This is a genomic window from Terriglobia bacterium, from assembly GCA_020072815.1.
Lineage (GTDB): Bacteria > Acidobacteriota > Terriglobia > Terriglobales > Acidobacteriaceae > Angelobacter.
Genome location: JAIQGE010000002.1, coordinates 255289 through 280786, shown reverse-complemented (window position 1 = coordinate 280786; position 25498 = coordinate 255289). Strand labels below are relative to the sequence as shown.

Annotated in this window: 24 protein-coding genes; 10 read left to right on the top strand and 14 right to left on the bottom strand. The window is 58.5% G+C overall.

The genetic code is table 11. The annotated features are described in order from the left end of the window. Positions 1-87 precede the first annotated feature (87 nt). The 3 genes from LAO20_05180 to LAO20_05170 all read left to right on the top strand — a co-directional run bounded on the left by LAO20_05180 (position 88) and on the right by LAO20_05170 (position 3228). On the top strand, positions 88-1494 hold the full coding sequence (locus tag LAO20_05180) for a heparan-alpha-glucosaminide N-acetyltransferase domain-containing protein (GenBank protein ID MBZ5530805.1): 1407 nt from the start codon (positions 88-90) through the stop codon (positions 1492-1494). 584 nt (positions 1495-2078) lie between these two features. Further along, the gene (locus tag LAO20_05175) at positions 2079-3041 is read left to right on the top strand and encodes a hypothetical protein (protein ID MBZ5530804.1); all 963 of its coding nucleotides are present in this window, start codon (positions 2079-2081) and stop codon (positions 3039-3041) included. Between the two features lie 4 nt (positions 3042-3045). Further along, complete coding sequence (locus LAO20_05170) at positions 3046-3228, top strand: hypothetical protein (protein MBZ5530803.1); 183 nt, start codon at positions 3046-3048, stop codon at positions 3226-3228. A gap of 5 nt (positions 3229-3233) precedes the next feature. Here LAO20_05170 and LAO20_05165 read toward each other — a convergent pair whose 3' ends face one another. Beyond that, positions 3234-4214, bottom strand: a complete 981-nt coding sequence (locus LAO20_05165; GenBank protein MBZ5530802.1) for an IS1595 family transposase — start codon at positions 4212-4214, stop codon at positions 3234-3236. Between the two features lie 257 nt (positions 4215-4471). Between LAO20_05165 and LAO20_05160 the strand changes: the two genes are divergently transcribed. Beyond that, entirely contained in the window at positions 4472-5257 is a 786-nt protein-coding gene (locus LAO20_05160; GenBank protein MBZ5530801.1) for a GNAT family N-acetyltransferase, read from the top strand. A gap of 179 nt (positions 5258-5436) precedes the next feature. Beyond that, on the top strand, positions 5437-5943 hold the full coding sequence (locus LAO20_05155; protein ID MBZ5530800.1) for a cupin domain-containing protein: 507 nt from the start codon (positions 5437-5439) through the stop codon (positions 5941-5943). A 250-nt stretch (positions 5944-6193) separates the two neighbouring features. Here the strand turns inward: LAO20_05155 and LAO20_05150 are convergent, their stop codons facing one another. The 5 genes from LAO20_05150 to LAO20_05130 all read right to left on the bottom strand — a co-directional run bounded on the left by LAO20_05150 (position 6194) and on the right by LAO20_05130 (position 9487). Beyond that, positions 6194-6376 (bottom strand): hypothetical protein, encoded by a 183-nt coding sequence (locus tag LAO20_05150; protein MBZ5530799.1) that lies wholly within the window; start codon positions 6374-6376, stop codon positions 6194-6196. A 5-nt stretch (positions 6377-6381) separates the two neighbouring features. Further along, a complete protein-coding gene (locus LAO20_05145; protein ID MBZ5530798.1) occupies positions 6382-6801 on the bottom strand; it encodes a hypothetical protein in 420 nt (139 codons plus the stop codon). Between the two features lie 62 nt (positions 6802-6863). After that, positions 6864-8414 carry a sodium:solute symporter family protein gene (locus LAO20_05140; protein MBZ5530797.1) on the bottom strand — a complete coding sequence of 517 codons (1551 nt, stop codon included), beginning with the start codon at positions 8412-8414 and terminating at the stop codon, positions 6864-6866. 72 nt (positions 8415-8486) lie between these two features. Continuing rightward, a complete protein-coding gene (locus LAO20_05135; GenBank protein MBZ5530796.1) occupies positions 8487-8780 on the bottom strand; it encodes a DUF167 domain-containing protein in 294 nt (97 codons plus the stop codon). Further along, positions 8777-9487 (bottom strand): YggS family pyridoxal phosphate-dependent enzyme, encoded by a 711-nt coding sequence (locus LAO20_05130; GenBank protein ID MBZ5530795.1) that lies wholly within the window; start codon positions 9485-9487, stop codon positions 8777-8779. The genes LAO20_05135 and LAO20_05130 overlap by 4 nt, the downstream gene beginning before the upstream one ends. Before the next feature lie 77 nt (positions 9488-9564). Here LAO20_05130 and mgtE point away from each other — a divergent pair, with 77 nt between their 5' ends. After that, positions 9565-10950, top strand: coding sequence for a magnesium transporter (gene mgtE / locus LAO20_05125; protein MBZ5530794.1), 1386 nt, complete (start codon positions 9565-9567; stop codon positions 10948-10950). Positions 10951-11050: 100 nt separating this feature from the next. Here mgtE and LAO20_05120 read toward each other — a convergent pair whose 3' ends face one another. The 3 genes from LAO20_05120 to LAO20_05110 all read right to left on the bottom strand — a co-directional run bounded on the left by LAO20_05120 (position 11051) and on the right by LAO20_05110 (position 16175). Beyond that, a complete protein-coding gene (locus tag LAO20_05120; protein MBZ5530793.1) occupies positions 11051-12454 on the bottom strand; it encodes an insulinase family protein in 1404 nt (467 codons plus the stop codon). A gap of 12 nt (positions 12455-12466) precedes the next feature. Further along, entirely contained in the window at positions 12467-13813 is a 1347-nt protein-coding gene (locus LAO20_05115; protein MBZ5530792.1) for an insulinase family protein, read from the bottom strand. A 160-nt stretch (positions 13814-13973) separates the two neighbouring features. Next, positions 13974-16175: an oligopeptide transporter, OPT family gene (locus tag LAO20_05110; protein MBZ5530791.1), complete on the bottom strand. Its 2202-nt coding sequence runs from the start codon at positions 16173-16175 to the stop codon at positions 13974-13976. Between the two features lie 458 nt (positions 16176-16633). On the opposite strand from LAO20_05110, the gene LAO20_05105 reads away from it, so the two are divergent. From LAO20_05105 to LAO20_05095, 3 genes are all read left to right on the top strand, one after another. Continuing rightward, positions 16634-17482, top strand: coding sequence for a ComF family protein (locus LAO20_05105; protein ID MBZ5530790.1), 849 nt, complete (start codon positions 16634-16636; stop codon positions 17480-17482). A gap of 84 nt (positions 17483-17566) precedes the next feature. Then, positions 17567-18076 carry an HNH endonuclease gene (locus LAO20_05100; GenBank protein ID MBZ5530789.1) on the top strand — a complete coding sequence of 170 codons (510 nt, stop codon included), beginning with the start codon at positions 17567-17569 and terminating at the stop codon, positions 18074-18076. A 420-nt stretch (positions 18077-18496) separates the two neighbouring features. Beyond that, entirely contained in the window at positions 18497-19513 is a 1017-nt protein-coding gene (locus LAO20_05095) for an aminoglycoside phosphotransferase family protein (protein ID MBZ5530788.1), read from the top strand. 47 nt (positions 19514-19560) lie between these two features. Here LAO20_05095 and LAO20_05090 read toward each other — a convergent pair whose 3' ends face one another. The 5 genes from LAO20_05090 to LAO20_05070 all read right to left on the bottom strand — a co-directional run bounded on the left by LAO20_05090 (position 19561) and on the right by LAO20_05070 (position 23103). Then, positions 19561-19935, bottom strand: a complete 375-nt coding sequence (locus LAO20_05090; GenBank protein ID MBZ5530787.1) for an MGMT family protein — start codon at positions 19933-19935, stop codon at positions 19561-19563. A 22-nt stretch (positions 19936-19957) separates the two neighbouring features. Next, the gene (locus tag LAO20_05085; protein MBZ5530786.1) at positions 19958-20425 is read right to left on the bottom strand and encodes a nucleoside deaminase; all 468 of its coding nucleotides are present in this window, start codon (positions 20423-20425) and stop codon (positions 19958-19960) included. Between the two features lie 9 nt (positions 20426-20434). Beyond that, positions 20435-21103: a hypothetical protein gene (locus tag LAO20_05080; GenBank protein ID MBZ5530785.1), complete on the bottom strand. Its 669-nt coding sequence runs from the start codon at positions 21101-21103 to the stop codon at positions 20435-20437. A 152-nt stretch (positions 21104-21255) separates the two neighbouring features. Then, the gene (locus tag LAO20_05075) at positions 21256-22062 is read right to left on the bottom strand and encodes a hypothetical protein (GenBank protein ID MBZ5530784.1); all 807 of its coding nucleotides are present in this window, start codon (positions 22060-22062) and stop codon (positions 21256-21258) included. Positions 22063-22311: 249 nt separating this feature from the next. Beyond that, positions 22312-23103, bottom strand: a complete 792-nt coding sequence (locus LAO20_05070; GenBank protein MBZ5530783.1) for an outer membrane lipoprotein-sorting protein — start codon at positions 23101-23103, stop codon at positions 22312-22314. Positions 23104-23293: 190 nt separating this feature from the next. Between LAO20_05070 and LAO20_05065 the strand changes: the two genes are divergently transcribed. Beyond that, positions 23294-25390 carry a S9 family peptidase gene (locus tag LAO20_05065; protein ID MBZ5530782.1) on the top strand — a complete coding sequence of 699 codons (2097 nt, stop codon included), beginning with the start codon at positions 23294-23296 and terminating at the stop codon, positions 25388-25390. Positions 25391-25498 lie beyond the last annotated feature (108 nt).

Genomic DNA, 25498 nt, shown 5'->3' with positions numbered 1-25498 from the left:
CTACACTTTCATGGTTTCTGGCGATAACGAACGTGCGGAATCCCGTCTAATGTCACGTGTATCTATATCCGGCGGAGGGAATGACACATGCCGACATCATCCACGGCCACTGACCCCGGTACCGCGCACCAAATCCTGGTGAACTATGGCAACCGGATTGTCCCGCCCGGCCCGGCGCGCGTTGTGTCCATTGATATCGTGCGCGGCGCGGTGATGGTTCTGATGGCGATTGACCACGTGCGCGTTTTTTCCGGACTGCCCGCGGGCGGCCCAACGCCGGGCATCTTTCTCACGCGATGGATCACACACTTTGTGGCCCCGGCCTTCATCTTTCTGGCCGGCTCTTCCGCATTTCTTCACGGCCGCAAGCTGGCCACCACCGGCACGCTGGCCCGCTTTCTGTGGACGCGCGGTTTGTGGCTGGTGCTTCTTGAATTGACAGTCCTCCGCGTCGCCTGGACGTTCAATTTTGATTTCAGCCACTACCTGCTGGCCGGAGTTATCTGGGTGATCGGCTGGTGCATGGTCCTGCTGGCCGGCTTGATCTTTTTGCCGGTGCGCGTGCTCGCCGCCTTCGGCGTGGTGCTGGTGTTCGGCCACAACATTCTCGACGCGTATTCGCAGGCTTTGTTCCCCCTGATTGGAAAAAGTTCTTGGGGCTGGCTGTGGCAGGTTCTGTATTTTGGCGGACCGATCGAGCTTGGCAACCACGGGTCGACTCTGTTTGTGCTGTATTCGATTGTCCCCTGGATCTGCGTCATGGCGCTGGGCTACGCGTTTGGGCGCGTGGTCATCATGGACGCTCGCTCGCGCCGCAACATCTGTCTCGCCCTGGGGACGGCGGCCATCGCACTGTTCCTGGTCTTGCGCGGCTTCAACCTCTATGGCGACCCGCGGCCATGGAGTGCACCCAAGCCGGCGCCGCGACCGGTTGTCGCGCAGAGCCAGCAGCCGCAGAATCCTCAGGCTGCTCAAAATTCTTCCACCAGTACGGCCGCCGGAGCAGCCGCAAATCCGGCGCAGCCGGCGCAAGCCGCAGCAAAAGCCGCTCCCAGCGCTCCTCCCCGGCGGCCTCAGCCACCTGCCTGGATTTCATTCCTCAGCACCAACAAGTACCCGGCTTCCCTGCTGTTCCTGCTCATGACGCTGGGCCCTGTGCTGCTGATCTTGCCTTTTCTGGAAACGGCCGGAGGCCGCGTGGCCGGCGTACTCACCACGTTCGGTCGCGTACCGTTCTTCTATTACGTGCTGCACATTCCGCTGATCCACTTGGCGGCGATTGCAGTATCGCTCATACGCTCGGGCTCGGTTTCGCCATGGTTGTTCCTGAACCATCCAGTCATGATTCCGCCGGCTCCTGAAGGATACGTCTGGAGTCTCGGCTTGCTCTACCTGGTGTTCGCGATCGTGGTAGCTGTGCTCTATCTCCCCTGCCGCTGGTTCGCAGGATTGAAGCAGAGGAGAAAGGATATTGGGTTCCTGAGCTATTTGTGAGGGGGAAGATCGCCGAGATCGCACGTGATCGCCGTGATCGCCGTGATCGGAAAGAACCTGAGAAGGAGCCAGCGAAACGCCGAAAATGCTTACGTCATGACTGCTGCGCCAAGGCGTTTTCACGAGAAGAGGTTGGGGGAAATTCACTGAGGCTGCATGGCGGGTTGGAGATCGTCGGGGTCCTTCGACTCCGCGCCAAGCATCTTTGCGACAGACAGATTGTTCATGCGCTTCGCTCAGGATGACAAACTCTTTGGTTTGGGTGGTGACCGAGCACTCCGCTCCGCATTGACCTTCAGGACACTTGACAGGCGTGCGGACGAATGTACTACTTCGCTGTTGATTCTCTACTTAGAATGCAGTAGCCTTGAGCCGCGCCTCAGGGTGTGAAAGAACAGAGATCATTGAAAACAAAGCATCTAGCAGCTGGCAGCTAGCGACTAGCCAAAGCTTGCCAGACCTCAGCCGATGATTGGGGCCCGATTGGGATGGCATTGGGATACTAGGGGCTAAGTCCTTTGTTTATTGGGATCATTGGGTAACAACATACTTGGCGAATCCATCCCAAATGGAGGATAATGGGGATGACCAGCCACCAACAAAAGCCAGTATATCTCGGGGACGGGAGAGAGAGTCGCCAACCCACAATGAACGAAAAACACAAGCAGGAAATTGCGGCGGCGAAAGTCAGAAAAGCGGAGGAAAAAGCAATGAGAGCCCGCGAAGAGCGGGGACGGGAAGACGCAGGCGTTCGAGAGCGAATTGTGCGGATAGCGACGGCGCTGTTGTTTGCGGTGGTGAGTATGACAACTAGCTTACCGCTACTTTACGCCCTTCCAGTCTGGGCACTCGCCATCTTAGCCTTGGTGTATGTGTCGATCGATGCATTTACTAGTATCAGAAAGTTTGGGAAATCTAGAAAGTTAGCGATATCGTTTGTTACTACATGCCTGTTTTTTTATCTTGGACGCGGTTTCATAATGAGTCGCTATATGCTGGAACAATCAGCAAAGACATCAGGCTACATATCAGCGCGGAATCCCAACAGGGGAGGGCGTCCAGCCTTGGAGTTTGGCGATTCTGGGGTGATCTTTCCGTGGTGGGAAAACAATACACCCTTGTCCCTACTGAAGGAAGCAGGGTTGATTTTAGAAAAGGGAGAAAACGGAATTGAGATATCTACGGTAATTCGTGATCGTTTTGGCCGTAGAGTAATGAAAATCGAAAAGAATCACTGGACAGTAGACGCCCCGAATTCCGTGGATAAGAATCATACCGATGATGCCCTGGAAGTCTTAGATGGAGGAGATCACGTTGTTTTTCAAGTCCGAATGCTTCCTGACCGCGTACAACTCAGAGGGGAATGGCATGATGAATTCGGGCATGGCGTTCAAATCACAGAATGCCGTGATGAAATCGACAAACTACATGGTTGCGTACAGATATTCGGAGAGCGATGGCAGGAGCAGGATAAGCGAACAATACTTAAACGCATTTTCGAGTACCCCAGTAGTGAACACCTAGGGCAATTCAGTAAGGGAAAGTGATTCAATGCCAATCGACAAAGAACCAACCGAGTTTGAAAAATTCGACAGGGTAATGAGCGGGCTGCTTGCCGTGCCTTATGCGGAATTGCAGAAGGAATTGGCGAAGGATCGCAAAAAGAAAGCCCGCAAGAAGCGGGCTAAAACCAGCGAACACGGCCCTTCCCGCGATTCTGGCGGCGAGGCTTAAAACCCTTAAACCGCCTCGGGCCGGGGTTTCTCCATTCCCTTGCCTGTGAGTTCCTGATAGGTGAGTCGCTTTCCGGCAAACTGAGAAGCGACCATCTGGAAGCGGTCACTATCGCTGACGAAATGCTTTTGGGTAGCACGATTGTTGTAGCGGAACATTTGCTCATCGAGGTAACGAAACAGGTGGAAAGGTTCGACACTCACGTAAGTCCCCTTGAGGCCACGCTTCAAGAGACTCCAGAAGTTTTCCATTCCATTCGTGTGCACTTTCCCGCTTACGTAAGTTTCGGCATGGTCAATGATCTGGTGGATGTAATCACCGTAGAGTCCCCAATATCCCTTGCAATCATCTGTGGACAGGTGAGAGCCGGGAGCGACGTGCTGTTTCACTACCATGTGCAGCGTGTTTCTTTCGCGGTCAGGCGCAACTTCCGTTCTTACGTGGCCGCCCCGCTCAAGGACTCCGACCACAACTGTCTTGCCACCAAAGCCGCGCCTGTTGATTCTTTCCCTCTTGTCTTTGTGCATGAAACGGGCCTTACCGCCGATAAAAGTTTCATCTGCTTCGACGTGCCCGGCGAGTTTTCTTTGGAAGCTGCCCGTCTGCATTGCTTTGCGAATGCGGTGCAACATGAACCATGCGGTCTTTTGGGTGACTCCGAGATCACGGGCAATCTCGTAGGAACTGATACCGTTCTTGCAATTGGTAATCATCCACGTTGCCGTAAGCCATTTGTCCAAGCCCAGCGGCGAGTCCTCAAAGATCGTTCCCGTTTTCGCGGAGAACTGCCGGGTTGCATGATGGCTTCTGCATTGCCACTTCCGCTGATTCTTGAGGAAAGTCGCGTCCGTCCGTCCACAGGTGGGGCAGACAACTCCGCCGGGCCAGCGGTGCTTGACCATGTAGGCCAAGCAATTGTCTGCATCGCTAAAGTAGATAACCGCTTCTTGGAGCGTTTTCGGTTCCCTTACTCCTTCGTTTTTCATGCTCCAAGCATAGCGCAATCATGTGGATTTGTCAAGTATGTTGTTACCGATCATTGGGATGAATGGGGAGGGTAGGGGGTATCCCGATCGGGATCGCCGTGATCGCACGTGATCGCCGACATCGCCGTGATCGGAAAACCGAGCATCCCCGGCGATGAATCGTGTAAGTCTATATTTTCCGGGGATGAACGGGGATGGGGCATCCCGTAGGTAGATCGCAAAGATCTCCTGGAACGACTGTCGTAAACTTATCGGCCATGCACCCGCTCGACAACCCGACCTGGAAGGCACTGACCACCCACCAATCGCAGATTGCTTTGGTGGCGGGGATGGCCCGGCGTTTTCCCCCGGAGGTCGCCGTGCATGGCGCGCTGGCCCTGCCGCTGCCGCCGGCGTACCAGGACCTGTTGCGCCTGTCGCCTGAGCCGGTCGGTCTGTTCTCTTTCCAAAAGCTGCAGCCGCCACCGGGATGGACCGTGGTCCGCGCGGTGGAGCTATCGCAGATGGTGCAAACGACCGCGGCTGAAGGAACGGTGCAGGAGGCCGCGAGCGCTACGACGCAGGAAGAAGCTGGCGCTGAATCTTCAAAACGTGAACGCGCCTCTTCGGCCTCCGAGCGATCCGCCATCGCCGGCGGGTTTCTCATCGAAGACCTTACGCCCGCTGACCTGCCCCAGATGTCCGCTCTCTATGAAACCACGCGCCCAGGACGGAAACTCAGTCCCGCGCTCTACAAGCTGGGGGGCTTTGTGGGGATTCGCGAGCGCACCAGCGAAGGCAAAAATCAACTGGTGGCCATGGCCTGCCTGCGGCTGCATCTGCCTGGGTATCGCGAGATCTCCACCGTCGGCACGCTGCCCGGTTTTGAAGGACGCGGCTACGCCACGGCGCTTGTTCGCGAGCTGGCACGGCGGATTCGCGCGCGCAGTGAGCAGCCGTTCCTGACCGTCCGGACGGACAATGAGCGCGCCGTTGCGATCTACCAGCGGCTGGGCTTCCGCGAACGCGTCAAGATGCACTCGACCACGATCCGCTTCGGGTAGACCTTTAACACAGAGGGCACAGAGGAGCACGGAGGAAAGCATAACCACGAAGTGCACGAAGGTACACAAAGGATTGCAAGCCTATCCCTCTGCGCTCCTCTGTGGCCTCTGTGGTTAAAGCCGGTTTACAATGCTCGCTGGTCCCCGCCTCAACAAAACGTATAGGAGCACAAAGACGAATGAGAATCATCCGGATGTTTGCAGTTGCTGTTCTGCTGTTCGCGGCCATGTCCGCCCCAAGCCCAGCGCAAGATAAAGCTGGGGTCGTTCCCCTAGCTAAAACCAAGTTCTCTGCCATGGACGGACTGCCCGCGTGCTCGAGCCTTTCCGTGCAGCGCGGCGACCCCTCCAAAGGCCCCGCCGTGATCCTACTCAAGGTGGCCAAGGGATGCACCGTTCCCTGGCACTGGCACACCGCCACGGAATCTCTCATGATGGTCAGCGGCAACGGCAAACTCGAAATGAAAGATGCGGCTGCCGCCGTCGTGGTCCCCGGTGATTACGTTTATCTTCCGGGCAAACACCCGCATCAGTTCGGATGTAGCACCGCTTGCACGCTGTTTCTGGTAACCGACGGCGCGTTTGACATCCACTACATTGACAAGGACGGGAAAGAGATTCCTCCAGCCGAGGCGTTGAAGGCCCCGGCGAAGAAGCCGGCCGCGCCCGCTAAGAAAAAGAAGTAACAGATACTAGAAGCAAACCACGAAGGACACGAAGGAACACAAAGGATCGAGTGCAAGGAAAGTTGATCCGATGAGCGGTTCGCCAGGCTTGCGCGGCGAACCGCGCTGCTACGAACGCTGAGCAATCGTTGCGCAGCGAAGCTCGTTAAGCGGTTTGGAGCGAAAGCGACAAGAAATGAAGACTGCCGAGGGGCTTGTTCCAAGTGCTGATCGCTCGCCGAGAATGCGAGGTCCGCAAGCGGTTGCTAATTTAATGATGGATGAGCCACATCAGCCAGCCGGCCACGAACATTCCGCCCAGAAAGAGCACGAAGCAGTACGCGGCAAACCGCGCCATATCGCGCGCCGTGTTGCGCTGGGTGATGCCGAAGACGATGGACACGAAAAACGCGAAGATCGCGGCGGCGGTAAAGTGGGAGACTTGAAGGACCATGAGCATTATGGTTTCTTCCCGATGGCGATGTGGTATGCGTCCACGGCGCTCATCACGTTGAGCAGGCCGGCCACCACGATAAATTTGGTGCCGTAATCGGCGGTGGCGATGCGGATGGCGGTGTCGCCCCACTCGTTGACGCGGCCCAGAATGTACAGGCCACCCGCGCCCAGGTCGCCGACAAAGCCCAGGATGTCCAGCAGGTCTCCGGTGTTGGGCGGATAGACTTTGCCGTTCATGGCCAGGCCAAAGGCAAACATGGCCACCACGGACGCCATGATCAACCCGCCGCGGACCCAGCGCCGCTGTACCAGGTGTCCGGCTCCGGGAATCAGCCAGCCCAGCGCCGGCGCCACAATGGACATGGGTGTGATGGGCGCTGCCGCCACGCCAGAATCTTTTTGTGCGATGTCAGTATCTGCCATGAAATTGAATTATGTGCTCGCAGTGAATTTTACCAGAGTCGGAAGCAATGACCGGCCGCCGGTTATGCCTTGGCGGGCTTTGGTCCGCTTTCGTCGTCAAAGAACAGCGCCAATTGCTCCTGGCGCGGCGCCGGCGTAAACAGGCTCACCACGACCAGGGAAAACACTGACACCGCCAGCGCGGGAAAGATGGCGTCACGCGCCAGCCAGCTTGCGGGGATCAAGGTAGCGTGATGGTTCTGCAACGCAATCTGCTGCAGGTTCCACACCACGGTGATGATCGTACCCAGAGCGATGGACCACACCGCCGCGGCTGCAGTCACTCGTTTGGAAAAGAACGCGCCCATCACCACCGGCGTGATCGCCGCTGAATAAATCGTATAGGCGTACAGCGCCATGGCCAGGATGGACTCCCACAGTGTGCCTTGCAGCAACGCAAAGATTCCCAGGCCCACCACCATCAGGCGGGAGACCAGAAGCACGGACTTGTCCGTGGCGTCCTTCTTGAGGAAGCGGGTGTAAATATCATTGACCAGGTTGGTGGCCGGCGAAAAAAGATAGTTGTTGGCCGTGGAAATCACCTTCGCGAAGACAGCTCCCATCAGCAGCGCGCCCAGGAATGCAGGCAGGCCATGGCGCGCGGCGTAAGGAATGATCTCGCGGGCTTTGACGTCGGGAGCGTGCATGAAGAGAGCGGCGCCAGTCACCGCGATGGCGACAATCACCGTCTCCAGAATAAAGGTCCCGATGATCCAGCCGAAGACCGAGATCTTGGCGTCGCGCTCCGAACGCGCAGAGAAAAATTTCTGATACATGCTTTGGTTGCCCAGGAGCAGGAGCATGGTCGGGACCAACAGTTCCATGGCCCGGACAAAGCCGGCCCAGGCACCCTGGTTGACGCCGTTCACCACGGCAAAACGTCCGAACCATTGGAAGTATTCAGGAGGCAGGGCCGCATGCATGCCGCTCCAGCCGCCCGCCCGGGCCATCAGGATGGGCAGCGCGGCGATGCAGGTGACCGTCGCCAATGCGCCGATGACCACATCCAGGTAGGCCACGGACGTCATGCCGGCAAAGGCAGTGAAGATGATCACGAAGCCCGCGATGATCACCATGCCCAGAGCATGCTCATGGCCGGCGGCAATCCCGAACGTGTTGCGCGCGACGTGGTCCAGGTCAGGGAAGATCAGGTGCAGCACGTCGCCGCCGCCCTTGAATTGGTACGAAGTAATGGCCGTGAACGCAAACAGGATGGCGATGGCTCCCAGGATGCGGGCCGCGGTGTTGTAGCGGGCCTCCAGCAGGTCAGGGATGGTGAACTGGGCAAACTTGCGCGCGCGCTGGGCCACAAAAACGATCACCAGCAGGCCGGCCCAGCCTCCCGCCGACTGCCACAGTGCGGAGAAGCCGTTGTGGAACGCATTTTCCGCGCCGCCAAAAAGACTGCCCGAGCCAATCCACGAAGACAGCAGCGTGAACACCAGCACGTACCAGGGCAGCGTGCGGCCGGCCACCAGGTAGTCGGCCTTGGTCTTGACCTTGCGAATCTGGCTGGTGCTGACCACCAGCAGCACAACCACAATCACTCCCAGCACGATTGCGTAAAGGTTCAAAGGGCAAGTCTCCTTCCGCCGCGTCTCTCAGGTTTCAAATTGCGCGATTACCAAATTACCCAATTACAAATCTTACAGGCTCTGTTGCAGGCGACGCCGCACGGCGTCTGCGCTAACTCCGCCAATGCGAATCACCTTGTTCCGGCTGGTTTCGCCGCTGGCTATGGTAACGGACGATCGCGAAATTGCAAACAATTCAGCAAAGAATTCAATCACCGCATGGTTGGCTTTGCCTTCCACCGGCGGCGCCGTCAAGGCCAGCTTCAGTGCGTCGCCCACCGTGCCGGTGATGGCATTCTTGCGGGCGCGCGGATGGACCTTCACCGCGAACGTCACGCCTTTCACGCTTTCCTGGATGGGGATCATTGTGGAGGTTTCGGTCTCTCCCCGAAAATCGCCGTCCCCACGCGCACGCACGTGGACCCTTCTTCGATGGCCACTTCAAAGTCGTGCGACATGCCCATGGACAGCACGTCCATGGCGACGCGCGGCAGCCTGCGGCCGGCGATGGTGTCACGCAAGTCGCGCAGCAGGCGGAAGTAAGGACGCGCTCCGGCGGGATCTTCAGTATGCGGTGGGATGCTCATCAAGCCGCGAATCTGCAGGTGTTCCAGGCCCGCGGCGCCGCGGAGCAACTCTTCCAACTCGGGCGAACCCGGCGGAATGCCTGCCTTAGACTCTTCCGTGCCCACTTTGATTTCAATCAGCACGTCCAGCGTCTTCCCAATCTGCTTCGCCGCGTCGTTGAGTTTTTCTGCCAGCCGCAGCGAGTCCACCGAATCCACAGCGTGAAAACTCTCGGCGGCTTTCCTGGCTTTGTTGCTTTGCAAGTGTCCGATCAAATGCCACTCGGCTTCTTTCAAATCGCGCAAGGCTTCGGACTTCTCCGCGAACTCCTGCACGCGGTTCTCGCCGAACACGCGGACGCCCGCCGCGTAAGCTTGCCGTATCCGCTCCGGCTCCACCGTCTTGCTCACCGCCATGAGCGTGATCTCTTCCGGTCTGCGCCTGACGCGCGCCGCGGCAGCGGCAACGCGCCGGCGAATTTCCGCAATGTTGTCCGAAACCGGCATGACAGCAGATTATATGGGCTGCGGTCCGCCGCCAACGCGCTCTTCGGCGCAATTCTTCCTCTACAATCAACTGCGTCATGACTGAAACCCTTGCTCCTTTGCCATTAATCCGCCAGCTGATTCAAACCCAGAGCTTGGACAAGCTTCGCCAGGAACTTTCAGAGATCCACGTCTCTGACATCGCGGACATGATCATTGAGCTGCCGCCGGAACAGGAAGCCGTGATCTTTCGCGTCCTGCCGAAAGAGCAGGCCAGCGCGGTCTTTGCCTATCTGCCGCTGGACGCCCAAGAGCAGATGATTCACTCGCTTTCCCGCAGCGACATGGTTGCGCTGGTGGAAAACATGCCTCCGGACGACCGCACGCGCCTCTTCGAAGAGTTGCCTGCGGAAGTGACGCGACGGCTGCTGGAATCGCTGTCTCCGGAAGAACTGAAACACGCGCGCGTGCTGCTGGGATATCCGGAAAACAGCGCTGGCCGCTTCATGACGCCGGAGTACGTCACCGTGGACCCGCAGATGACTGCCGCCCAGGCGCTGGAGCATATTCGCAAGACCGGCCGCGGCAAAGAGACGCTCAATATTGTTTACATCGTGGATGAAACCGGGAAGCTGGTGGAAGACCTTCGCCTGGGCTCCCTGGTGCTTGCCGATCCTGCAACCAAAGTGCGCGACATCGAAGACCCTCCGCTGGTCAAGGTCAAAGCCACTGACGACCGCGAAACCGTCCTTCAGATTTTTGAAAAGTATGACCGCATCGCCCTTCCCGTCACTGACGATGCCGGCAAAATGCTGGGCATCATCACCATTGACGACGTGCTGGACGTGGCCGAAGCGCGCGACACGGAAGACTTCCAGAAGATCGGCGGTTCGGAAGCCCTGGACGCACCTTACACGCAAGTGAGCACCTTGACCCTGGTGCGCAAGCGCGGCGGTTGGCTCTCCGCGCTTTTTCTGGGCGAGATGCTCACCGCCACCGCCATGGGCTACTTTGAAGGCGAGATCGCCAAGGCCGTGGTGCTGGCGCTGTTCGTCCCGCTCATTATCAGCAGCGGCGGCAACTCCGGCTCGCAGGCTTCGTCGCTCATCATCCGCGCGCTGGCGCTGCAGGAGCTGCGTCTGCGCGATTGGTTCCGGGTCTTCCGCCGCGAGTTGCTGTCAGGAGTAATCCTGGGGACCTTGCTGGGCGCGATTGGCTTTCTGCGCATCGCCCTGTGGGAGCGTTTTCATCTCTACAATTACGGTCCGCACTATTGGCTGGTGGCGTTTACGGTGTGGGCCAGCCTGATCGGCGTCGTCACCTTTGGGACGCTCGCCGGAGCCATGCTGCCGTTCGTCCTACGCCGCCTGGGTTTTGATCCGGCTACCAGCTCTGCGCCGTTTGTGGCGACTCTGGTGGATGTAAGCGGACTGGTGATCTACTTCACCGTGGCGTTAGTGATTTTGAGAGGGACGGTGTTGTAGTTGGCTGTTGGTAGTTGGCTGTTCTCCGCGCCTCCGTAGTGGGTTTTATCTGCTTCGGAACCTTCGTGGTCCTTCGTGTCCTTTGTGGTTGGCTTTTCCTTTACTTGTTCCCATACCCCGGATCAGAAATCTTCAGCGTGTCCACTTTGGGCGCGTATTTCTTCACCGCGTCGCCGATCTCACTCGACTTGCCGATCAGCACGAACACCAGGTTGTCCATGGGGTAATACTGCTTGATCACGCGCTGCGCGTCGGCCAGGGTCATAGCGTTGATCTTGGCGTAGAGATCGTTGATCTCATGCTCGTCCAGGCCGTAGAACTCCAGGTCGGCCAGCACGCCGGCCAGTTGCCCGGCGGTTTCCAGGCTGGGCGGAAACTGGCCCTGGATGTACTTCTTCGCCGACGTGAGTTGCTCCTCGGTCACGCCTTTTTCGTGCAGCTGCTTGAGGACGTCCAGCGTCTTGTCAATGGCCTCGACCGTGGTGGCGTTCTTGGTGTAGGTGGCAATCTCAAACGCGCCGGGGACCTTGCGCTCGTCAAAGAAAGCGCTGGCGCCGTAGGTGAGTCCGGTCTTGATGCGCAGTTCCGTGTTGATCATGGAAGTGAAGCGGCCGCCGAACAGCGTGTTCACCACGCGCAGGTAGACGCGATCAGCGTTGGTGCGCGCGACGCCCAGGTTGCCGATGCGGAAATACGTCTGCGTGGAATCCGGCTTGTCTATGAGCAAGAGTTTCTTGCCGGTAAAGCCCGTCGTCGAGGGCAACGCGACGGAGGGCGCCTGCCGCGCCGGCCACATTTCAAACTTCTGCGCCAGCAGCTTTTCCATTTCCGGCGTATTGAAGTCTCCGGCCACCGCCAGGATGATGTTTCCCGGCGCGTAGAACGACTGGTAAAACTTGACCACATCATCGCGGGTGAGCGCTGCCATGGATTTTTCATCGCCATTGCTGGGACGCGCGTACGGGTGGCTGCCATAAAAATAGGCATTGAAGTAGTTGCCGATTACCGCCTGCGCCTGGTCCTTGGCTGACTTCAATCCATCCAGCCTCTGTTTCTGCAGCTTGGTGAATTCATCTTGCGGGAAGATGGGATTCATCAGCGCATCAGCAAACAGGTCCAGGCCTTTGGCGATGTCTTTCTTCACAAACTGCGCTGACACGGTGGTGTTGTCGGCAGATGATCCGGCATCGAATTGCCCGCCGATGAAATCCAGCTCGTTGGTGAACTGGTCCGCCGTGCGCGTCTTGGTCCCCTTGCGCAGCAGGTTGGCCGTCATGGACGAGGTACCGTCCTTGCCGGATGCATCCGCCACCGCGCCGGCCTTCACAATCGCGTGGAAACCGATGAGCGGCACCGTATGCCGCTCCACCAGCAGGAGCGTCATGCCGTTCTTCAGCTTCACCTTTTTATAAGGCGGCAGCTTGAGCGAAGAACTGGGAGCCTGGGCCAGCGCCGCGCCCGCAGCGGCAAGAATCAACAGCAGCGAAATCAACATTCGTCTCATGGCAGTCTCCATTTATTTGGGCGCTTCCGCTTTTTCCGGAATCAGCATGGCCACAGTGCGGTTCTTCTCGCCAAAATACTTTTGCGCCACGCGCTGCAGGTCCGCCTTGCTGACCTTGTTGAAGCTGTCCACGGCGGTAAACAGTTTGTGATAGTCGCCAAAGAACACTTCATAGGTGCCCAGCGTGTTGGCTCGACCGTTGATGGTGCTCATCTGCCGGTAAAAGGTGGCCAGGACGATGTTTTTGGCTTTTTCAAGTTCCTGGTCCGTGACTTCCTCTTTCTTCACGCGCTCCAGTTCTTCGTACACCGCCTTCTCCACCGCCAGCGGGTCCACGCCGGCCTTGGGTTGCGACGTAATATTGAACAATGTGGGATCAAATGAAGTCCCAAATCCGCCATTCACACTGATGGCCAGTTGGTCTTTGTCCACGACGCGCTGGTACATGCGCGAACTCTGCCCGCTAAACAGGATCGTCTGTAGCAGGCTCAGCGCGTAATAATCCGGCGAAGCTGCCTCTGGCACGTGGTAGGCGATCATCAGGATCGGCAGCTGCGCGTATTTCTTCACCGTGACGCGGCGCTCGCCCATCTGCTCAGGCTCGGCCGTGGTGACCTTGGGCGGCGGCGCGTGCGAGGGGATCGGCTCCAGCTTCTTCTGTGCGAATTGAAAGATCTCATCCGCCGTCACGTCGCCGACGACCACCAGAGTCGCGTTGCTGGGCGAGTAGCCCATCTCGAAGTGGTGTTTCAGGTCGTCCATGGTCCAGTTTTCAATGTCCACCATCCAGCCCACGACCGGCCATTGGTAGGGATGCGCGGTGTAGGCCGTGGCATAAAGCTGCTCAAAGAGGATGCCGAAATTGTTGGCATCCACGGACGTGCGCCGCTCGGACGCCACCACGCCGCGCTCGGATGCAATCACCTTGGGATCAAAACTCAGGTTTTCGATGCGGTCGGCCTCCAGGTCAAAGGTCAGCTCCATGGCCGAACGCGGGAACCAGTCCTGGTACACCGTGACATCGCGGCTGGTGTAGGCGTTGTTGGAGCCGCCCGCGGCCTCCATGGTGCGGTCAAATTCTCCCGGACCGTACTTCTTGGCGCCGTTGAACATCATGTGCTCAAAGAAGTGCGAGATGCCCGTGGTCCCGGGGCGCTCGTTGCGCGACCCGATGCGGTAAAACGTGTACATGGCCACGTTGGGAATCGTGTGGTCTTCCTGAACCAGCACTTTCATTCCGTTCTTGAGCGTGGTGGTCTTTACGTCAAAGGTCTGCGCCGCAGCCGCGGCGGTGAACAGCGCAATGCATGCCAGGATCGCAGACAACCATTTTTGCTTGGCGATAGAGGACTTTGTCATGGAAACTCCGGAATCAGATCAGAAACGCTTGGCCAAACCTGAAGACGATTGCAACGTTGGAAGGTTAGCACGTTCGGCAGGAGGGTGAATATGAGAACACGATCAAATCAGAAAAGCCCAGCCTTTCCCCGGCTGGGCCTTCTTTTAGCTTGCCAGAGAACTACTTCTTCTCGCCTTCCAGTGGCTTGCGGGCAAAGTAGTAGAGAGAGAACATAAGCACGGCAAACATGAGCGCCGCGAGCCATTGCGCGTCCGCCAGCGCGGGCATGAAATTGGTGAAGGCCAGCACGCCATCTGGAATCCACTTCTTGATGGCCATGTATTTGACGGCAATGCCCAGCAAACCAACGACTCCGCCGGCGGCGATAAGTCCGCTGGCATAGAGGGAACCGGGGCTGACGTCACTATCTTCGGCCTTTTCGCCGGCTTTCTTGGCGGCGCGGTCCACCAGCCAGCGCACCAGGCCGCCGCAGAAGATGGCCAGCGTGGTGGAAATCGGGATATAGAAGCCCACCGCGAAGGAGAGCGACCGGATCCCGAGAATCTCCACGGCGATCACCAGGAAAACTCCCAGCAGAATCAGGCCCCAGGGCAGCTTGCGGGTAAGAATGCCGTTGATCACCGTGGCCATGAGACGGGCCTGCGGCGCGGCGGCTTTCCGGCTGCCGATGCCGTGCACCCACTGGATTTCAATCTTGCCTGACTGAGGATTGTAGAAGTAGCTGCCGTCCGGCACCGTGGTTGAGTTCAACGCATTGAGTACCTGCATGCCTTGAACTGACATTTCCTTCCCCGTCAACTTTCCATCTGCGTCGGTGATGGGCACCTTAGTGCGCTCAAACTTGGTCGTGTCCAGGGAAACGCCTTGGGGCAGGCTGCTTATGTTCACTTCGATATTCGCCGCCTGGAATTCTTCGAGCGTTTTGTCCATACCGATCAGCGTAAAGCCTATCGCGGCCACGGAGACCGCCACGCCGATGATGAGTGCGAGCTGTTGTTTGGCGGGGGTCGCGCCCACTAGAAATCCGGTCTTCAAATCCTGTGACGTATTACCTGCATTCGCTGACGCTATACACACCACGCCGCCGATGCTGATCGCCAGCGCGAAGAATGCAGGGGCCGTCCAACCCATGACGAGGAACATGGCGCAGGTAGCCATTAAAGTGGCAATCGCCATGCCGGAAATCGGATTGGAAGAAGTTCCAATCAACCCGGTGATGCGCGAAGAAACCGTTACAAAGAGGAAACCGAACACCACGACCAGAACGGCGGCCAGCAAGTTGTTCAGAACCGAAGTCTGTGCGCCCGGCACCGGCTTAAAAGTGAGCATGGCCCACATCAGCAGCATCAGCACGGCAGCACCGATCAACGCCCATTTCAGGCTGAGGTCGCGCTCCGTGCGGCGTTGTCCGGCGGCGCCTGCGGATCCGGCCGCCAGGTCCTTGGCGCCGGCGCGAAGCGCGGCCACAATCGTGGGCAACGTCTTGAGCAGAGTAATAAGGCCCGCAGCGGCCACGGCTCCGGCGCCCATCGGCCGTATATAACGCGCCCACAGCAAATCCGGCGTCATGTCCGCGATGGGAATCGTACTGGGGTAGATGGGGCCCGTGACGTGCGAACCGAAGAACTTGATGGTCGGCATGACTACCATCCACGCGAACACGCCGCCGGCAAAAATGATTCCAGCGATTCGCGGCCCGATGATGTAACCCACGCCGAGGTATTCCGACGTAACGTCAGCGCGGATGGAAGATCCCGGATACCACTTGGGATTGTACGTGGGCGTTCCCGGCCACGCGGCAAACAGGTTGCCGTTGGCAAACAGCGTGTAAACGCCGCCCAGCCCCAGCCCCGCGAAGACGCGGCTGGCAAAGGAGCCGCCTTTATCTCCGGCGATCAGCACGTCGGCGCAGGCCGTGCCTTCAGGATAAAGAAGGTTGCCGTGTTCTTTCACAATCAGCTGGCGCCGCAACGGGATCATGAAGCACACGCCCAGGCAGCCGCCGATCAAGGCAAGCAGGAAAATACGAAACTGCTCAAGAGGAAAGCCGAGAAAGATCAGGGCAGGAAGAGTAAAAATAACGCCGCCGGCCACCGATTCGCCGGCGGAGCCGGCCGTCTGGACAATATTGTTTTCCAGAATGCTGGCTTTGCCCAGCGCCCGCAGAATCGTGATGGAAAGCACCGCAATCGGAATGGAAGCGGCCACCGTCAGTCCTGCGCGCAAGCCCACGTAAACCGTTACGGCGCCGAAAATAACACCGAACAAACCTCCGAAGAAGATGGCGCGAAATGTAAATTCCGGCCGTATTTCTTCCGCCGGCACGTACGGTTTAAATTCCGGTGCTGCAGACTTTTCCATTGTCTCGGCCACTGGTTCCTCCCGATTCGCCTGTTGATGAATCGCCGCAAGTTAGCACAATGGCGACGGGTTTACAAATCGGGGAGAGCTCCAGGATCGCCGAGATCGCGCGACATCGCCGACATCGCCGACATCGGAAGCATTTGGGGCCGTGCTGAGGGTCAATCCAGGCGGCGAGGCGCAGAAGCGTCCGAACAGCCAACCACAAGCGAAGTACCGCGAACAAGATGAAATGGCGCGCACGAACCAAATTCGGAATCATTTCCGATCACGGCGATTTCGGCGATGACGGCGATTCCGGCGATCACGGCGATGCCGGCGATCTTTAACCTCCGCCAATTGCGCGTCCCTCGCCAACCCGGCTATACTTAAGCCCATCCAGGAGGGTCATCTTCAGTAGTACAGACCTAAACCGGGCTGACCGCGATCCCCAGCGCGTGCGTTTTTCACGCGACGGTGTGGAACGGGCGCTTGTCTCCGCGGCGGAAAGTCTGTTTTCCGTCGTGTTTCCCGCCGATTGCCGCATCTGCCGCTCTCCTCTTACTGGAATTTCCGCGCTGCCCGTATGCGAGCCTTGTCTCGCCGCGATTACGCCATTGGACGGGATCCTGTGCAGCGCTTGCGGCGAAAAGCTGTTCAGCCATGCCTTTGCCGGCGACGCCGGTCCGCTTTGCGGGCTGTGCCAGCGCGTGCCTCCGCGCTTTCGGCGCGCGGTGGCTTACGGTGCTTATCAAGGTTCGTTCCGCGACCTGATTCATCTGTTCAAGTACCAGCAAGTGAGGCCCGCAGCCAAGACGCTGGCGCGTTTTCTGGATATTGCCGTTGCCGAACTGAAATTGACCGCGAATGTCGTGGTCATCCCTGTTCCGCTATGGCCGGGCAAGCGGCACGCTCGCGGTTTCAATCAGGCAGAAGAGATTGCCCGGGCCTTTGTTCGCTTCCCGGCGGCATCGGCCGGCATCCAATTAGAAACCTCTGCGCTCAGCTTGGAAACTGCTGCGCTCATCAGGAAACGCGAAACGGCGTCGCAAACCGGGCTGACGCGCCCGCAGCGTCGCGCCAACGTGCGCGGAGCTTTTGCCGTAGTCCAGCGCGAGAAGGTCAAAGGACAGACCATCCTGATCGTGGACGACGTAATGACCACCGGCACCACGGCCGGCGAATGCGCGCGCGTATTGCTGCGCGCCGGAGCGAAAGAGGTTTATGTGGCCACGGTTGCGCGGGCCACCAAAGAGTTGGGCAACGGACCGGGCGTTAGGCAGAACGGCCTTTCGGCCGTGGCAGCCGCCGTTTCCTCGGGGAGGTAACTGAAGGCCATGCAGGACAGGGCACGCAACAAACGACATCATGCAGAAGCGCCGCAGGACGCGCCGCCGCGCAAGAGCGTCATCATGCAGACGCCGGTGCTGGTGCTGAACGCTTCTTACGAGCCCATCAACATCTGCGCCGCCCGCCGGGCCATTGTTCTGGTGCTCAAGGGCCTGGCCATGCCGGAAGAGGAGAACCCCAACAGCCTGCATGCCGCGCGCATCACCATGCGTGTGCCTTCGGTGATCCGCCTGCTCGAGTACCGCCGCATTCCACACCAGACCCGCGCCCTCTCGCGCAAGAACATCCTGCTGCGCGACCGCAATACCTGCCAGTACTGCGGCGTGGTGCTCTCCTCCAGCGACCTCACGCTGGACCACGTGGTCCCGCGTTCGCGCGGCGGTTCGTCTACCTGGGAGAACCTGGTGGCCTGCTGCCACCCGTGCAATCGCCGCAAAGGCAACCACCTGCTGGGCGAAACCGACATGCGCCTGTTCAAGGAGCCGCGCCCGTTCACCTTGCACACCAGCCGCCACATCATGCGGATGATCGGACGCTCGGACATCAAGTGGAGAAAGTACCTTTTTTACTAAAACCGCGAGCGGGCAAAGCATACGCAACGATTCTTCTGCGATTTCAAACTGGCGGCTCGGCGCGCAAGCCGGCCTCGCCGCCGGGGCGGAGAGCGTTCCCTGAGAAGCGAAACACAGAACCTATGTACCTCGCTTTTCGCTAGGTAACAACTTCACGAAATCTTGTGTTCTTTGTGCCGATTGTTAGCAGCTTAGTTCCACCCGGCTAAGTCTTTTCCTCGCGATCAATGCTTGTAAGTCGTTAAGTTGCCGGCGGCTTCAAAAAAATGCCCCGAGCGCCGGACGTCTGGAACAAAAACTGCTGTTCATTTGATTAGCGCCGCTCTGTCTACCCAAAGAGCTTGTCCGTACCGCGTTCAGAATCCGTCTCGCCTCGCGGACAACCTCATAACCCAGTCTCAAAACTTGAAGGAGCGTGACATGCCAGAAACGGTTTTGGACCAGGTACTTGTTGATCTGAAGGAAAGCGCATCAACTTTTTATCCCGGCTCCGGCGAGCTGCACAACCTGCGCGTGGTGGGTCACGCGCCCAAGCACGACCATTTTGTTTACGAACTGTGCGCGGACTTTGCCGGCGGCGTGGAGCGAATGGCGGTCAAGGTTTACCGGCCGGGCAAGAAAAGCGCGCAAGCCAAAGATCGGGCAAGGCAGGAGAACGCCAACCTGCTGTACGCACATGAATCATTATCGCGGAAAAAAGTTGCCGGCGTGCCGCGTCCTCTGGGCGACTTCAGCCGGCTGGGCGCGGTGGTGACCGCCAAGGTTTCCGGGCTGCCTCTGCAATCCATGATCATGAAAGCGGCGCTGCTGCCGGGATCGGCGGCGGGCAACGTTGCTGCGGCAGCACGCCATGCCGGCGAGTGGCTGCGGCGTTTCCACAAAGCGACCGCGCAAGTCCCTCCACCGTTCGACGGCGGCGCGGTGATGTCCCGCCTGGAAGCTCTTTGCGCAGATTGCCGTGAACAAGGCCTGGACGAAGGCTCCATCCAGATGGTGCTCAGCGGCGCTCGCGCAGCGCTGACGCGAATCAAGAAGCCTTTGCCCAACTCCGCCGTGCTGGGCGAATTCACTCCGCTCAATGTCATGGTGACCGAAGACGGCGCCGGGTTCAGCGACTTCTCCAATTTGCAGCGTCAAAGCGCGTCTCTCGAAGACGTGGCGCAGTTCGTGGCCTCAGTGGAAGAGCTGGAAAAATATCCTTTCTGCGACCGCAACATCACCTGCGGCGTCCAGGAAAGTTTCCTTGCCGCTTATGGGGCGACGCCGGCGGAGTCCGCGCTGCTGCCCGTGCTCAAGATCAAAGCCCTGCTGGAAACCCTGGCCCAGGGCCGCCGTGGCGACGAGAACCGCCACCGTAAGAGAGTCATGTGGGCCAACATCATGCGGAAATTCATTCGCCAGGCGGCGCAGCGGTCGCTGGAGCCGGCCGCGGCTTAGACGTTCTGCTCTGCCCCACGGCAGTGAGACGTAGCAGTGCTACGTCTCTACGTTGAGCGTCTCCTTCGATTCGCACGTTTTTTGGGTTTAGACCGCCTAGTCAAGCTCTTGGCCGGATGCTTCTCGCGCTGTGCGGCTTTGGCGAACACAAACTCGTACTCTTTCATCCTGACTTTCTTGCCCGCGAACTTGACGCCTTCGGCTTCCAGGCGCAGCCGCTGTTCAAACGCGAATTCACCAGGCAGGGCGATGCGCCCTCCGGCGGCCACCACGCGGTGCCATGGCAAACCATGCGACTGCTGTAGCGCCCACACCACCTGGCGCGCGGCTCGGGGATAGCCCGCCGCGCGGGCGATGGCTCCGTAGGTGGACACCTTGCCGCGCGGGATTTTCAGGATCGCTGCCCGGATGGCGCTCTGCATACAAGTTAAGCGACGGGGCCGTTCATCGCGAAGAATCCACGCTTTCCTGGCCAATGTCCTCGTTCCATAAGCCTGGATTGGTGCGGATGAATTCCTCCATCAATCCGATGCATTCGGCGTTTTGCAGGACTTGGACTGACACGCCGCGGAAGCGCAGAAGATCCTCTTCGCCCATGAACGTGTGGTTCTCACCGATGACCACGCGAGGAATTCCGTAGAGGAGAATCGCCCCGGAACACATGGAGCAAGGCGACAAGGTGGTGTAGAGCGTGCACTCGCGGTACACAGAAGCCGGCTGTCGTCCGGTGTTCTCCAGGGCGTCCATTTCGCCATGCAGAATCGCGCTGCCCTTCTGCACGCGGCGATTGTGGCCGCGGCCGATGATGACATTACGGTGCACGATGACCGAGCCGATGGGAATGCCGCCTTCCTGCCGTCCCCGGCGGGCTTCCTCGATCGCGGCTCGCAGAAATGGATCTTCAGCAACCATGGGCATATGTTAGCTCGTCGCACCGGCCGCGCCTGGTTGAGCCTGGGGCGCCACTTGCTCTTTGACCTCGGGGAAATAGAATCCCCAATTCAACCAGTAGTCCAAAATGCTGCGGGCCACTGTGATCAGAAGGAATAGGAGGACCCGCTGCGCATCAGCTAGCTGGTATGCTCGGGAAAGCCCCCAAAACAATCCAACGGCGGCCAACGTACCGACGTTTAGCCAAATCCAACGCTTGATATTACTCCAGCTCTCTTCATGAAGCCTGGCTACAAACCCCCAGACAATATCCATGACCAGCAGGCAGGCGTAGAGCTTGATGAAATAGTCCGGCTTGAACTTCTCTCCGAAGATTGCTCCCATCCATACCAGGAGAGCCCCAACAACACTCAGCAAGAGAAAGTCGAGCATGAACAGGCGCGCGCTACTGGGGGTTTTGTCGAGATAGTTGTCGTCAAAGTACCGCACGTTGCCGTGATAGAACGGAAGAAGGGTTGTGCAGAACGCAAACAGCAATAGCCAAAACTGGGGGAAAAAGCGCTCGTGCGGGGCGTCCGCGACTCCGCGAATGGCTTCAAACAGCGCCAGCGCGAGCATTCCTGTGTAAAAGTCTTTCAGGCCCTTGATAGAGTCTGTGATTTTTTTGCTGTCGTATCGTGTTTCTGGTTTTCCCGCCATGCTCGCACCTCCTGGGGCTCCCGAAACCCAGCATTGCATTCGACTGCCAACGAGGCGCGGAGATTGTACACCCGATTCTGCTAAGGCGGTCAGGCAGGCAAAAGCACAGAGGCAAGCAGACAGGAAGCCTCCCTGTTTGTTGGCGCGAGGACCTACTGAGGCTGCGGCTTGGGTTGCGGCGGCGCGGGTGGCTGCACTTTGCCGTCATAGATGATGCGGCTTTTCACGCCGAACCGTTTGTAGCCTGTGTACTTGAGGATTTCGCGTATGTGCACGTCGCCGCCGGCGAAATGCAGCATGTCGTCGGCCAGGGTGTAGGTGGGGAACCAATAGTCGCCGTCCACCTGCTCGCGATAGGTGACGAAAGCCGGCGACAGGTCTTCACCGCCCTTTTTATGAACATCAGGCACGTTCCTGCCGCAGGTCTTCACGATCTGGAAGTCGCGGTTGTCCACCCAGATGCGGCCCTGGAAGTAGCGCTTGCCCTTTTCGATTTTTTTCGCGGCAATGTCAAAGACATAGGCTCCGATCTCATCCACCTGCTGCTGACCGGCGTAAAGGATGGAGTATTCCGGCAGGTCCTGGGTGGTGAGCACAAAGGGGAGCCGGTTGCGAAAATCATCAAGGTCCGCCGGGCTCAGGCTGATGCGCTTCAGCGACGGCGGCGGCGCAAAGGTCACATGCTCCACGCGCCGGCCCTTGTCGTCGTACAAGATATCGGTGATCTCTTTGAACTCTCCGTCCACGGTATGGCCGTCAAGCTCCTGGACGATCACTTGCTGCGTGTAGGTGTAGTTGTCGCGGGCTGTTTTGAACAGGGCTTCTTTGGCCGCAAATTTCTGGATGATCTCTTCCGTGGAGAGACCTTGTGGCTGTGCCGAATTCAGCGGGCCATTGCCCTCTTCACACTTGTTTTGCGCGGTCAGAGCGCGCGGCATAACCAAGGCAAGCACGAGCACTCCGGTGCTCCACAACAAACGTCTTTGTTGATACATAGTTTTCCTAGGCCAAAGAAGATGAGATGCCGATGCAGGCCGAGAGTTTGCCTGTGTGACGGAAGCAGGCGGCAGGAGGCGCGCTGTTTGAGGCTTTTTTACAAAACAGCGGGCAAAGCAGGCGGGGCTTGCGATCGTGAGTTCTTTTCAGCGGCCCACTTGAGTTTCTGTTTGCGATGCTGCGGCAAACTCAACTTCGCAGCGGGATGTTGTTCACTTCTTTGGACGGGCGGGCGTCTGCGCGGTGGTGCTGCTGGTTCCGTCCCACAGCTTGTACTCCTTGTATTTGATGATCTCGCGGACGCGCACGTCATTGGTGGAGAAGTGGATGGTGTCATCGGAACGCACGTAGGTCGGGAACCAGTACTTCCCGTCAATCAGTTCGCGGTAGGTGACCACCGTTGGCGTGATGTTTTCCTCCACCTCGCCACGCCGCTTCTTTTTCTTGCTTGGCTGGGCGATGGAGTCAGGAACGCTCTTGCCACAGACTTTGAGGACCACCATCTCCACTTTGTCCACCCAGACGCGGCCCTGAAAGTAGCGCTTGCCTTTTTCTATCTGCTTGGGCGCGACTTCAAAGACGTAAGTGTCCACTTCGTCCACGCGCTGCTGCCCGGAGTAGAGCAGCGTGTATTGGGGAAGGTCTTCGCGCGTCAGGATAAACGGGGAGCGGTAGATGTCCTCAAAATCCTCTTTGCCCAGCCAGATACCGCGCAGCGTGGACTGCGGGGCAAAGCTGACAATCTCTTTGCGCGCCCCGTGTTCCCAATGGATGGTGGAAACCTGGCGAAACTCGCCGGTCACCGTCTGGCCTTCCAGAGACTGTACCGTGATGTCCATGACGTAGGAGTAGTTCAGCTGGGCCTGCTTGAGCGCGCTCTCTCTTGCGGCGAACTTCTCGATGATCGCCTGAGGCGAGATGCCGCTGGGCTGGTCTTTGCTCAACGGCAATGCACCTTCTTCGCAATTGGTCTGCTGGGCGGCCAGACTTGCCGACAGCAGCATGGTGATTGCGAGGAAGACTATAAGTTCTAAACCCGCAGCATGAAAACGATAAAGACGGTTCGCGCGCATAGTTATCGGCCCTGGCCCCCAAAAAGAATATTGCTTGAATCTGGAGAAATAGTATCGCCCCGCGGCACTGGCCTGAAAGCGAAAAAATAGTTAGACTCCTCGTGCTTGTCGAGGAGGCCAGATGCGCCGTTTTATCCAGCTTGCCCTAGTCATCGTCATTGCTTTGGGCCAGCTTTTCGCCCAACCCGCTGCCAAGCGGCCCTTCACCTTTGAAGACATGATGGCGCTCAAGCGCATCGGCGGCCCGGTGGTCTCACCCAACGGCAAGTGGGTGCTGTATACCGCGGTCACCGTGGAACTGGCATCCAACACGCGGACCTCACACATTTGGCTGGTTCCCGTGGGCGGCGGCCCGGAACGCCAGATAACATTTGACCCCGCCGGCGAGTCCGGCCCCCGCTGGTCGCCGGACGGCAAGAAGTTTCTCTTTGTCAGCTCTCACGGCGGCAGCCAGCAGGTCTATACCATCGATTTCAACGCCGAAGAGGGCCGCCCTGCGTCCGCGGCCAAGCAGATCACCAATATTTCCACGGAAGCTGACGGCGCCATCTGGTCGCCCGACGGCAAGAACATTGTTTTTACTTCGGAAGTCTATCCCGGCTGCGGCGACGATGCTTGCAACAAGTCCAGCGACGAAGCCAGCGCCAAGGTGAAGGCCAAGGTCTTCACCAAACTGCTTTATCGCCACTGGAACCACTACACCAGCTTCAAGCGCTCGCACTTGTTTGTGGTTCCCAGCGAAGGCGGGACCGCCAAGGACCTTACGCGCGGGGACCATGATGTACCGCCGTTCAGCCTGGGCGGCCAGGACAACTACGCCATCTCGCCTGACGGACAGGAAGTGGCTTTTACCAGCAACTACGATGAAGTGGAAGCCATCAGCACCAACAACGATATCTTTGTCGTGCCCATCACCGGCGGTGAACCGAAAAAGCTGAGCACCAGCCCGGGCGGCGACTCCACTCCACTGTATTCGCCGGACGGAAAGTGGCTGGCATGGCGCATGCAAGAACGCGCCGGGTATGAGAGTGACCGCTTCCGGCTGGTGACCTACGATCGCGCCACCGGACAAATTCGCAACCGGACGGAGGATTTTGACCATTGGGTGGAAAGCATCGTGTGGTCGCCCGACTCCGCTTCCATTTATTTCACTTCTGAAGACAAAGGCGAGATCCCGATTTACGCGCTGGATCTCAACTTCGATCAGGTCCTGGCCAAGAAGGGCTTTCCGATTGATGCCAGCGGCCGCCACCCTGTGGGCGTTCGCGAAATCGCGCGCGGCGCCAACGACGATCTGCAATTCACGCCCGATGGGAAGACCTTGGTCTTCTCCCGTATGTCCATCCGCGCCCCGAATGATATCTACAAGCTCAACCTCGGTGACAAAGACGCGCAGCAACTCACCCACGTCAATGACGCGGTGCTCCGGCAGGTCATCATGCAGCCGGCTGAATCGTTCTGGTTCACGGGCGCCGGCGGGACAAAAGTGCAGGGGTTCCTGGTGAAGCCGCCCTACTTCGACCCCGAAAGGAAGTATCCCGTGAAATTCCTGATCCATGGCGGACCGCAAGGCGCCTGGGGCGACGAATGGACGTTCCGCTGGAACGCCCAGCTCTTTGCCGCCAGCGGCTACGTGGTGATCATGATCAACCCTCGCGGTTCCACCGGATACGGCCAGAAGTTTATTGATGAAATCAACGGCGACTGGGGCGGCAAGCCTTACGTTGATTTGATGAACGGCCTGGACTACGCGGAGAAAACTTTCCCGTTCATTGATAAAGACCGTGAGTGCGCCCTGGGCGCCAGCTACGGCGGCTACATGATCAACTGGATCCTGGGCCATACCACGCGCTTCAAATGCCTGGTGTCGCATGACGGCATGTTCAATACTGAATCCGCTTACGGCAGCACGGAAGAGCTGTGGTTCCCGGAGTGGGAATTCAAAGGCAAACTGTGGGACAACCGCGAGGAATACCGCAAGTGGTCGCCGCACGTCTATGCGAAAAACTTCAAGACACCCACGCTGGTAGTCCACGGGCAACTCGACTATCGCCTGGACGTCTCGGAAGGCTTCCAACTTTTCACCACGCTGCAGCGGCTGGATGTGCCGTCCAAAATGCTTTACTTCCCGGACGAAGGCCATTGGGTGCTCAAGCCGCAGAACAGCCAGCTCTGGTATCAAACGGTAAACCAATGGGTGGAAGGGTACTTGAAGTAGAGATCGGGACATCGGGACATCGGGTGATCGGGTGATCGGAATAATGCACCGACTGCACCGTTTTCGTAATGCAGTCCGCATTACGCTGGACTATCGGGAATAATCGTT

Bases quoted from the DNA above. Each gene is read 5' to 3' on its own strand.
- LAO20_05180 (MBZ5530805.1), top strand. From the start codon at position 88: ATGCCGACATCATCCACGGCCACTGACCCCGGTACCGCGCACCAAATC.
- LAO20_05175 (MBZ5530804.1), top strand. From the start codon at position 2,079: ATGACCAGCCACCAACAAAAGCCAGTATATCTCGGGGACGGGAGAGAG.
- LAO20_05170 (MBZ5530803.1), top strand. From the start codon at position 3,046: ATGCCAATCGACAAAGAACCAACCGAGTTTGAAAAATTCGACAGGGTA.
- LAO20_05165 (MBZ5530802.1), bottom strand. From the start codon at position 4,214: ATGAAAAACGAAGGAGTAAGGGAACCGAAAACGCTCCAAGAAGCGGTT.
- LAO20_05160 (MBZ5530801.1), top strand. From the start codon at position 4,472: ATGCACCCGCTCGACAACCCGACCTGGAAGGCACTGACCACCCACCAA.
- LAO20_05155 (MBZ5530800.1), top strand. From the start codon at position 5,437: ATGAGAATCATCCGGATGTTTGCAGTTGCTGTTCTGCTGTTCGCGGCC.
- LAO20_05150 (MBZ5530799.1), bottom strand. From the start codon at position 6,376: ATGGTCCTTCAAGTCTCCCACTTTACCGCCGCCGCGATCTTCGCGTTT.
- LAO20_05145 (MBZ5530798.1), bottom strand. From the start codon at position 6,801: ATGGCAGATACTGACATCGCACAAAAAGATTCTGGCGTGGCGGCAGCG.
- LAO20_05135 (MBZ5530796.1), bottom strand. From the start codon at position 8,780: ATGATCCCCATCCAGGAAAGCGTGAAAGGCGTGACGTTCGCGGTGAAG.
- LAO20_05130 (MBZ5530795.1), bottom strand. From the start codon at position 9,487: ATGCCGGTTTCGGACAACATTGCGGAAATTCGCCGGCGCGTTGCCGCT.
- mgtE (MBZ5530794.1), top strand. From the start codon at position 9,565: ATGACTGAAACCCTTGCTCCTTTGCCATTAATCCGCCAGCTGATTCAA.
- LAO20_05120 (MBZ5530793.1), bottom strand. From the start codon at position 12,454: ATGAGACGAATGTTGATTTCGCTGCTGTTGATTCTTGCCGCTGCGGGC.
- LAO20_05115 (MBZ5530792.1), bottom strand. From the start codon at position 13,813: ATGACAAAGTCCTCTATCGCCAAGCAAAAATGGTTGTCTGCGATCCTG.
- LAO20_05110 (MBZ5530791.1), bottom strand. From the start codon at position 16,175: ATGGAAAAGTCTGCAGCACCGGAATTTAAACCGTACGTGCCGGCGGAA.
- LAO20_05100 (MBZ5530789.1), top strand. From the start codon at position 17,567: ATGCAGACGCCGGTGCTGGTGCTGAACGCTTCTTACGAGCCCATCAAC.
- LAO20_05095 (MBZ5530788.1), top strand. From the start codon at position 18,497: ATGCCAGAAACGGTTTTGGACCAGGTACTTGTTGATCTGAAGGAAAGC.
- LAO20_05090 (MBZ5530787.1), bottom strand. From the start codon at position 19,935: ATGCAGAGCGCCATCCGGGCAGCGATCCTGAAAATCCCGCGCGGCAAG.
- LAO20_05085 (MBZ5530786.1), bottom strand. From the start codon at position 20,425: ATGGTTGCTGAAGATCCATTTCTGCGAGCCGCGATCGAGGAAGCCCGC.
- LAO20_05080 (MBZ5530785.1), bottom strand. From the start codon at position 21,103: ATGGCGGGAAAACCAGAAACACGATACGACAGCAAAAAAATCACAGAC.
- LAO20_05070 (MBZ5530783.1), bottom strand. From the start codon at position 23,103: ATGCTGCTGTCGGCAAGTCTGGCCGCCCAGCAGACCAATTGCGAAGAA.
- LAO20_05065 (MBZ5530782.1), top strand. From the start codon at position 23,294: ATGCGCCGTTTTATCCAGCTTGCCCTAGTCATCGTCATTGCTTTGGGC.